The following is a 7682-nucleotide window of genomic DNA, read 5'->3' as shown; positions in this document are numbered from 1 at the left end:
CTCCTGCGCCGCAACAGCCGCCTTTTTCAACGGAATCGGCCCTTTTCGGACCTGACAGGTCTGGCTGACGATGCCCGTTGTTGAGGGCAAAGCGGACTTCCCAGTTGCGCACTCAGACTTCTGAGTTTGACCCGAAGCGGGCATTCCGCACGGCTCGAAATCCTTCAATCGAACCGTGCTATCCTACGTCTCGGGGCAGCCAGCGGGCGGCGTGGACTAACGGCCTGATTGCTTGAGTTGGGCGACCTTTTCGTGGGTAAGCTTGCCCCCGGCGAGCAGGCTGGTGCAATGCCACCGGACCTCTCTTGGTCCCCAGCCCAAAAAGGTTTTGGTGTTCGTGCAGTCCAAGTAGGTCTTGTAGGTGAGTGTGTCTGTGCACGTTAACGAGTAAGGTCCCACTCCTGCAGCTTCCCCACCCGCAAAACTACATCCAACCCAAGGTGCGTTCCCGGTTTTGAAGCTTGTTTGGCAACCTCCGTTGCAACTGCTGGCAGCCGCCTCAAGCTTGGCAATCCTCCCTTGTACTGAATTCGGCGCGGCCGATGGCGTTTGAGCGGTTGACGATCCGGTTGATAATGTCTGGCGAGATCCCCCTGTATTGGCCCTCTGCTTCGGCGCATGTGGCCTCGCCACCTGCTTCGGCGCATCGACCGTGACGCTCGGAAGTGAGGAGGCGGGGCCTGTTGCGGTTTGCGACGTTGCCGGACCGCACAGCAAGATAGTTGACACGACGGCGACGGCCGAAGGCGCGACAAAGCTTGACGGCAATCTCATGACAATGTTCTCCCGATGGCGGACATGCCGCCCCAATATGTATGCACGTTGCGGAACATAGCCGAAATTGCCGAACTTGGCTACTAGAGGTTGAAACGATTTCTGCCGATGACCGCCATCGACATGGTGGCCAAGGAGAACGCGGACTACTCGCCTAAAGCCATTCCATGTCTGATTTTTGCGTTTTGTGCCGACCAAAAGCGAGCAGCAACAATCAGGCCTGATGCTGCATCGCAGCCGACAGCTACTGGTCCGTCAGCGAACGATGCTGTCGAACGCGATCCGCGGTCACCTGGCCGAGCTCGGCATTATCTCGGCAAAGGGGCGCAACGGCACAGCCGAGCTGTTCAAGATCATTGCTGACGAGAAGGATGGTCGGATACCCGCGGCCGCACGGTTCAGTCTCGATGTTCTTGCCCGCCAACACGCCGCGATCGCAGCTGAGATCGGAGCTATCGAGAAGCGCATCCATGCCTGGCATCGTTCAAGCGAAGAAAGCCGCCGGCTCGAGCAGATCCCAGGCGTTGGTCCCATCGTCGCCACCGCCCTGGTCTCAGAAGTCGGTGATTGGAAAGAGTTCTCGTCCGGACGAAGCCTGGCGGCCTGGATCGGGCTTGTTCCCAAGCAGCATTCGACCGGCGGCAAGAACCGTCTGGGCAGAATCTCAAAGCAGGGAAATCGGTATTTGCGATGGCTGCTCGTCACGGGCGCCATGGCCGTTATCCGATACGCGCGGCAGCATGGCACGCGGCGCCTCTGGCTTGCGCATATTATGGAACGCCGGCCGATCAAGGTCTCCGCCGTGGCGCTTGCCAATAAAATCGCCCGCATGGCCTGGGCCATGATGGTACGCGGAGAGCCGTTCAAAGAGCCAAGATTGCTGCCAGCAGCATAGACAATAGGAGTTTCAACGATTGGCGAGGGCATGACGACGTAATGCAGATACGGTTGTTCCGGGGATTGGGAGAGCCCGTTTGGGTCAACGCACTTTCAAGTGCATGCGAACGATTGGGACCCGATCCGCGCAGAGCATTAGGGCCAGCGGCTACACCACCTGCCGCATCAACAGGCCGGACACGTGACCGCACCCGACCAATGCTGCAAAACGTCAGAAAGTTCTTGCCAAGGCGCCGTCCACACGTGACCCAATTGAGACATTGGTCATTTCAGTCATGACACCGAATCGACGCTTGTACGGGCCATCAGTGTTTGCAGCTAGTAGTCCCTGCAGAGCGGCGGTACGCCCGCCGGCCTTTCTCTTTTGAGGATGCGATGACGTTCAGCATTCATGCGAGGAAGGAGGACGGGAAACCGTCGTTGCGAGTCACGTCAGTCCAATGCTGGCGGTTGCGAAAGCTCGCACCCTAGTTTGGGCCGGATGGCAGGTGCAGATCACCGACGAGTACGGCAAGATATTTCAGCCTAACAGGTTCGACGAGCTACTCAGATTTGACCGAAAGCCTCCGATCAGGTTTTGAGCTTCCGCGCTGCTTCGGCCTCGCGAGCCAATCGCTCCGCCTTTAACCGCTGGTGGTTTGCATGGAACGCCTTTTGAGTGCGTTCTACTCGGCCATCGCTACCGTGACGTCCACCTCCTTGAAGGCCTTTCGTGCCTCACGCTCGGCCACGGTGCGCACCTTCCGTTCGTATGTGTAATTCCTCATTTCCTCCTCCTTTTGGTTTGCTCACTACGCAATTTTTTGGGTCGAAACTCGCATCGAAGTTTCCGGGGAGCGGCCTAATTTGCCCTTTTGTGTTTACACTTAACTACGTCGGCGAGTGCAAATCGCCTAGAAGCCAGCGTCCAAGAGCCTTGGACTTCATGGGATCTTCATACGCGGCCAGGGCCGTAACTACATGATTGCAGACAGCACATTTAAACGTATGCAAGTCGACGCCTGGGCGTGCTGGCTCGATGCTGGTAAGCATCATCTCGGCCTTGCACTTCGGACAGGCAGGACGCCCAAATGCAACCGGCGGAATGGCGGGCGACATGCGTTGAGATTGGGGCATATGACGCCTCCCCTCGAATAACGGGAGCGCAACACTCTCTGTCACCGGTGGATGCCCGTGATGCGGCGGTGATGGAAGCTATATGGATCCCGATCGAACCAAATAGCCAGTTAATTCGTGTTCAGTTGCCGAACTAGTGGTTACAGAGCGATTCAAGGGTCAAAACAGGGCCAGCGCGCCATTCGCGCGGTGCGATCAGGATGCTATTGGGACGGAACGATTCACCTGGGCTGGTCTTGGTCCTCAGCAATCGGCGATCCTATCCCCGAAAGCTAGGCCACCGACCGGTCGACATTTTGCCCAATGCCCGGCGGGAGGTCTCAAAATGGCCTCAGATGCGCGCGCACTGAGGCCGTTTTGCTTGTTCTATGACCCATCTGCGACATTGGGCAGCACTCAAGAAAGTGCACGAATGGTTCGCCCAGGCGGCGATGTCCTGAGCCTACGCGCTTATGTTCAACTGCCGCAGCACGTCTGCGATGAGTTGCTTCACGTCCTGATGACCACCGTTGTTGAAGGTGATGCGCGTGCCTTGCCCGTCGGGCAGTGGTGTGGCGGTCACGATCCTATCCGTGTTGATGACGATGGGCTGATCGTCCGGTTGCGTGAACTGCACGAATGCCATGAAAGATCGATCCTGCCTATTGGGCGCGCGAGCCGCGCGCGGCGCCCCGAAACCTGCGACGCGCGCGCGTCAAGGTCAAGCCTGTGTACCGAAAACGTAACGGCGAGGCGCTTCAAATGACTTGCGGCTTTTGCACACGCTCCACCCGACGCGCCGCCTCGCTTCCCGGTGAGGGCAGCATTCATCTACGCGGTTGCGGAGTGACCGCTGTTGGGCACTTCTCGGATCTCAGGCAATGTCCGCTTCTGCGCCGCTGTTGGGGGATAAGCGGACATCGCCCTAGACCCGTTCTGTCCGCCGATCACCAACTGCTCGACTTGCTCGTCATCCGTCCGCCGCCGACCACGAGATAGGCGGCCATTCAATCTCTCCTGATTTCGTTCAATGGCAGGACGCTCGGTTGTGGACCGGGAGACGCGGAGTTCGATTCTCCCAGTCAGGACCAGATACCGGTTTAGTTCAGTGGCAGAACGCGGGCCTCCAAAACCCGATGTCGACTGTTCGATTCAGTCAGCCGGTGCCAACTAACGCGGCGTAGCTGACGAAGCAGCTATTTGATGAGCGCGATCGCCGGTCGGAAGTGCGGATTGTCCGCCGTCTCCAGCCATTCGAAGATGACCATCTCCACCGTGACGATTTCCGCGCCATGACGCTCCATGCGGTGGATGGCGGTCTCCTTGTCTTCCGGTCGGCGAGAGCCGAGCGCGTCGCGTACGACAAAAGTTTTCCGCGCCGCCTGCAGGAGTCCTAGCACGGTCTGCTGGACGCAGACATGCGACTCGCAACCCGCGACGACGACATGCGCGTCGGTCGGGATGCGGTCGAGAAAGCCGTCTTCCCGACAGGCATCGAAAAACTGCTTGTGGACGAGGCGATCCCGTTCGACGGGTATGTCTGCGACGGTCGGTCCCAGCCCTTTCGCGTTCTGCTCGGTGAACAGACGCGGGATGCCGATGAGCTTCGCTGCCTCGATGAGTCGGTTGGCGTTGCGGACGGCGGTCTCGCCATCGTGGATGGCCGGCATCAGTCGTGACTGGAAGTCGACGACGAGGAGGAGCGAGCGCTTCGGGTCGATGGTGAGCATGAGTGTCACTCCTCCGTCAGATGGGCGATCCGATCCTTGACATATCGTTCCATGAGATCGGGCGCGGAAGCTCCGAACATCCGGATGCGGCCTGTGTGCAGCAGAAGCAGCAGTCCGGTGGCATGCGCGAAGCAGTCGACCATCAGGAGATTGGCCTTCTGCCGCGAAGCACCGAGCTCGTTCGCGGCCTCGGCGATCGGGCGCAGTGCGGACTCGAGAGCGGCGTTCAGCGTCTCGTCGCGTTCGTGCCCGAGGCCCGCCGGCTTCATGCCGCCGCGGAAAAGATAGAAGCCAAGGTCGAGGTCGCGCGGATTCTCGGCGTAGAAGCGGAAGAACGACATGGCGGCTGCTTTCAGGCGCTGCGCCGGCGACTTCGCCTGCACGACCGCCTGGTCGACAGTAGCACCGAGTGAGGCGAGGGAGGACTTGAGCACCTCGGCGTAGATCGCCTCTTTGGATTCGAAGTGGAAATAGAGCGCTGCAGGCGTGTATCCGGCGCGCACGGCGATCGCCCTGAGGCTCGCGCCCTCCAGCCCTTCCTCCGCGAAAACCTGCTTCGCCGCGTCGAGAATAAGTTCCCGCTTGTGCCCGCTGACCGCATCACGCCGGTTCTGCCGCTTTTCGACCATCTGCCTCCTCGCATCCACCTTGACAGCGATTCTAACAGTGTTAAAAAATCTAACACTGTTTAATTATTCAAACAAGAGGGGTGACGCCATGCTGATGTCGGGTGCCGACTACCGGGAATCCCTTCGTGCCTATAAGCCGCGGGTCTTCGTGAACGGAAACGCCGTGGAAAGCGTCGCCGACGAGCCGCTGCTTGCGCCCGGCGTCGCCGGCGTCGGCGTCACCTACGACTTCGCGCTCAAGCAGGAGCACGTGCCGATCATGACGGCGCGGCAGGGCACCTCCGGCATGACCGTGAACCGGATGCTGCACATCAATGAGACCTCGCAGGACCTGCTGTTCAAGCTCGAGGCGGTGCGTCTGGTCTGCAAGACGGTCGGATGCGCGCAGCGCTATCTGACGCACGATGCGCTCAACGGCATCTTCCAGTCGACCAAGCAGACGGACGACCGTCACGGCACGGACTACAGCCAGCGCTTTCTTGCTTACCTCCACGATGTCCAGGACAGGGACCTCACGCTTGGCGTCGCGATGACCGACGCCAAGGGCGACCGGTCGAAGCGGCCCGGCGCGCAGGTCAATCCGGACGTCTACGTTCGCATCAAGGCGCGCCGTCCGGACGGCATCGTTATTCGTGGCACGAAGGCGATCGTCACGGGCGCGCCCTACATGCACGAATTCCTCGTCATGCCCTGCCGGACCCACAATCCGGAGGACAAGGATTTTGCGGTATGCTGCGCCGTCCCGTGCGACGCGCCTGGCGTGACCATCGTCGCCCGTCCGGCCGGGCGCCCCGGCGAGGCCTCCGCCAAGTTCTCGGCCAAGTACGGCCAGTCGGTCGGCGTCGTGATGTTCGACGACGTCTTCGTTCCGCACGACCGCGTCTTCCTGGCCGGCGAGACCGAGGAGGGCGGTTTCCTCACAACTTCCTATGCCACGCATCACCGGCATTCCTGCATCGGGGCCCGCGCCGGATTCGGCGATCTCCTGATCGGCGCCGGCGCGCTGATGATCGAGGCCAACGGGCTCGACGTCGAGCGCCACGCGCATATCCGCGAGGCGATGGTCGAGCTCATTACCATCACGGAGAGCTTCTACGCCTGCGGCGTCGCCTCGTCCGTCTATTGCACAAAGGACCCGGCCGGATCGGTGATGCCCGACGCGGTGTTCTCCAACATCGGCAAGCTGCTGCTGGCCACCAAGATCTACGACATGCACCGCGTGGCGCATTATGTCTCGGGTGGCCTGATCGTGGCGCTGCCGGGACCGGAGGAAGACCACAACCCCGAGACCAGGGCGTCGCTCGCCGCGGTCATGGGCGGCCGCCCGGACATTCCCGCCGAGAAGCGCGCCGAGGTCGCCCGTTTCATCGAGGACCTGACGGTCTCGCACGAAGCCGGCTGGTACTCGGTGATCTCGCTGCACGGCGGCGGCTCGCCGGAAGCGATGAAGCGCGAGATCTGGCGCAACTATCCGGTGATGGAGAAGGTCGAGTTGGTTGAAAGCCTGCTCGACCGCGGCATTCTCGACGAGGGGCGCCGCCTCTCGAAGCAGCCGGGCCGCTGCTGCGCGACCGGTTGCCAGGTGCCGGAGCCCCCTCAGCTCGCCGAACTGCCGACGCTCCAGGGCGCGGCCGAATAATCCCGGCCGCTGCGAGGCTACTTTGCATGGGGTTGTTTTCGATATTTTGGTTGGATCGGACATGCTCCGCGGACAGGCAGAGTTTCGAAAACGTCTTGTTGCATTGAACCGGTGTTGCGGTTAAGCAATTGAGATGGAATGGAAATTCTCCGTCGCGCCGATGATGGACTGGAGCGAGAGTTTAAGCTTTTCAACGAGTTGGTAGGCGGCGTGTGCACGACGTGTGCACCGGGAGATCAAGAAAAATCTTGCGACAGAGCCAATGTGAGCTGGATTCCGAATGGTTGGACAGACCGGCATTGCCAACTGCAGGGAGGCGTCGCTCGCCACGAACAGAAGGCCTCAAGTGTCGGAGGTGGAGCTCCTCAGGTCCTTTCTTCGCGCCTCGACGGAGTGCTGCGAGCTGCATTTGAGAATAATGATTTGAAGCAACGAGGGTTGGTAGCGCTCCCCCTGACTCGAACTCCCAATGCCTTGCTCGAGCCGACAAGGAGCGAGGGAGCATGGAGCCGACTCCCCCTACGATTTCCACGAAAATGGCGAGCGGAGCGGTCAAAGGGGCGTCTGCTGCATGCCTCTACCGAGTTGGGTAATGGTCCCTGATCACGTCACGCGAACAGATCGGCGCCGGCCTGGGTAAATTTCACAAACGTGCCGCTCCGTGGCAGCACAAGCCAGCCCTTCTCGATTGCGCGATTACTCCGCCGGCGTTGCCTTTTTGTTTAAAGAGCATCGGCCCGTTGATCAGCTCTATGAAGATGCGCCTGTCCTGACCGGCTCGACCGCGTTGGCGAGCCCGATGATCTTGCGCGCGGCGGGGTCGGAATTGGCGCGGGAGCGCGGATCGACATGCGCGTTATGCGCGAGCTGACCTGCCACTGCATTTTCATCCAGCGGCAGTTAGAGTCTCGGGGTTTT

Annotated in this window: 6 protein-coding genes and 2 tRNA genes; 4 read left to right on the top strand and 4 right to left on the bottom strand. The window is 60.5% G+C overall.

Annotated features, from left to right (window positions below; translation table 11 throughout):
- Positions 1–961 precede the first annotated feature (961 nt).
- Positions 962–1669, top strand: a complete 708-nt coding sequence (locus CQ14_RS00245; protein WP_156434582.1) for an IS110 family RNA-guided transposase — start codon at positions 962–964, stop codon at positions 1667–1669.
- 1560 nt (positions 1670–3229) lie between these two features.
- On the opposite strand, the gene CQ14_RS00240 is transcribed toward CQ14_RS00245, so the two are convergent.
- A complete protein-coding gene (locus CQ14_RS00240; protein WP_057855957.1) occupies positions 3230–3412 on the bottom strand; it encodes a hypothetical protein in 183 nt (60 codons plus the stop codon).
- Between the two features lie 370 nt (positions 3413–3782).
- Between CQ14_RS00240 and CQ14_RS00235 the strand changes: the two genes are divergently transcribed.
- A tRNA-His gene (locus CQ14_RS00235) sits at positions 3783–3857 on the top strand.
- Positions 3858–3860: 3 nt separating this feature from the next.
- Positions 3861–3935, top strand: a tRNA-Trp gene (locus CQ14_RS00230).
- A 27-nt stretch (positions 3936–3962) separates the two neighbouring features.
- Here the strand turns inward: CQ14_RS00230 and CQ14_RS00225 are convergent.
- Both CQ14_RS00225 and CQ14_RS00220 read right to left on the bottom strand, forming a co-directional pair.
- The gene (locus CQ14_RS00225) at positions 3963–4496 is read right to left on the bottom strand and encodes an isochorismatase family protein (protein WP_057855956.1); all 534 of its coding nucleotides are present in this window, start codon (positions 4494–4496) and stop codon (positions 3963–3965) included.
- A 5-nt stretch (positions 4497–4501) separates the two neighbouring features.
- Entirely contained in the window at positions 4502–5125 is a 624-nt protein-coding gene (locus CQ14_RS00220; protein WP_057855955.1) for a TetR/AcrR family transcriptional regulator, read from the bottom strand.
- A gap of 88 nt (positions 5126–5213) precedes the next feature.
- Here CQ14_RS00220 and CQ14_RS00215 point away from each other — a divergent pair, with 88 nt between their 5' ends.
- Entirely contained in the window at positions 5214–6764 is a 1551-nt protein-coding gene (locus CQ14_RS00215) for a 4-hydroxyphenylacetate 3-hydroxylase family protein (protein ID WP_057855954.1), read from the top strand.
- A 750-nt stretch (positions 6765–7514) separates the two neighbouring features.
- On the opposite strand, the gene CQ14_RS47480 is transcribed toward CQ14_RS00215, so the two are convergent.
- Positions 7515–7643, bottom strand: a complete 129-nt coding sequence (locus tag CQ14_RS47480) for a hypothetical protein (protein ID WP_283807179.1) — start codon at positions 7641–7643, stop codon at positions 7515–7517.
- Between the last annotated feature and the right edge of the window lie 39 nt (positions 7644–7682).

Source organism: Bradyrhizobium lablabi (genome assembly GCF_001440475.1).
GTDB lineage: Bacteria > Pseudomonadota > Alphaproteobacteria > Rhizobiales > Xanthobacteraceae > Bradyrhizobium > Bradyrhizobium lablabi.
This window is presented reverse-complemented; position numbering and strand designations above follow the sequence as displayed.

Bases quoted from the DNA above. Each gene is read 5' to 3' on its own strand.
- CQ14_RS00240 (WP_057855957.1), bottom strand. From the start codon at position 3,412: ATGGCATTCGTGCAGTTCACGCAACCGGACGATCAGCCCATCGTCATC.
- CQ14_RS00225 (WP_057855956.1), bottom strand. From the start codon at position 4,496: ATGCTCACCATCGACCCGAAGCGCTCGCTCCTCCTCGTCGTCGACTTC.
- CQ14_RS00220 (WP_057855955.1), bottom strand. From the start codon at position 5,125: ATGGTCGAAAAGCGGCAGAACCGGCGTGATGCGGTCAGCGGGCACAAG.
- CQ14_RS00215 (WP_057855954.1), top strand. From the start codon at position 5,214: ATGCTGATGTCGGGTGCCGACTACCGGGAATCCCTTCGTGCCTATAAG.